Consider the following 1,075-nt stretch of genomic DNA (forward strand, 5'->3'; position numbering starts at 1 on the left):
TCCCTTCGGTGCTGGAGCAGATCAGCGTCGAGCGCGGCTACGAGACGGCACTTGGCGCCGCGCTCGGCGAGGACCTCGACGTGCCGCTCGACCGCAGCGCCCCGGTGCATTGGGGCGAGAGCGCGGTTAAACCGGGTGACGCGGCGCTGCCCAAAGGCGTGAGGAGCCTGGCGAGTGTGGTCCGCGCCCCGGCACAGCTTGCCCGCCGCCTGGCGCAGATCGGCATCGTCGACGCCGCCGATGGCCGTCATCTTCAAGCGCAGCTCGCGCCCGGCCAGCGGCTGGTCAGCCGCGACGGCGCGCTCTGGCGCTGGGACGGCTTGACGGCCAGCGCCGATGCGCCGACCGCTGCGGCGCAGCGGCTGGCGCAGAAGAACCGCCTGGCGGAGCTCGATGCCGAGGCCATGCAGGCGACCCGCGTCGTGCGCGAGGCCGAGGAGGCGCTGGCGCGCGCCGAGCAGGCGATGCGCCAGGCGAGCGAGGCCGAGCGCAACGCGCGTCAGGCCGGCCGCGATGCCCAGCACGCACTGGACGACGCCCGTAACGCGCTGGCCGAGGCCGAGAAGGCCGGCGGCGAGCTGGCGAGCCGCCGTGCTGCCTTGGATGACGCCCGCGCGCGCATCGTCGACAGCCATGAAGAGACGCAAGCCGCTTTCCTCGAAGCCGAGGAGATGCTCAGGGACGCGCCCGATCTCGGCGACCTGCAGCTTCAGCTAGAGCAGGCCTCCGCCAGTGTAGCTCGCGACCGCGCCACGCTTGCCGATACGCGCGCCGTGCATGACGGCCTGCGGCGCGAGGCCGAAGCGCGCATGCGCCGGCTCGACGCGATCGGCACCGAGCGCAAGAACTGGCTGGAGCGGGCCGAAAACGCCTCGACGCAGATCGCCGCGCTTGGCGAGCGCAAGGCTGAGGCCGAAGCTGAGCGCGAGCGGCTGGCCGACGCGCCCGACGAGATCGACGCCAAGCGCCGTGCGCTCTTGAGTCAGCTTTCCGAGGCCGAGGCGCTGCGCCAGGCCGCCGGCGATCGCCTGCAGGAAGCGGAGACCAAGCAGGCCGAGCTGGACAAGGCGGCGAC

General features: G+C 73.0%; 1 pseudogene. It reads left to right on the forward strand.

The annotated features are described in order from the left end of the window. Positions 1-1,075, forward strand: a pseudogene (locus tag EOA60_RS34390) (chromosome segregation protein SMC); the annotation flags it as partial.

It is taken from the genome of Mesorhizobium sp. M1A.F.Ca.IN.020.06.1.1, from assembly GCF_004023265.1.
Lineage (GTDB): Bacteria > Pseudomonadota > Alphaproteobacteria > Rhizobiales > Rhizobiaceae > Mesorhizobium.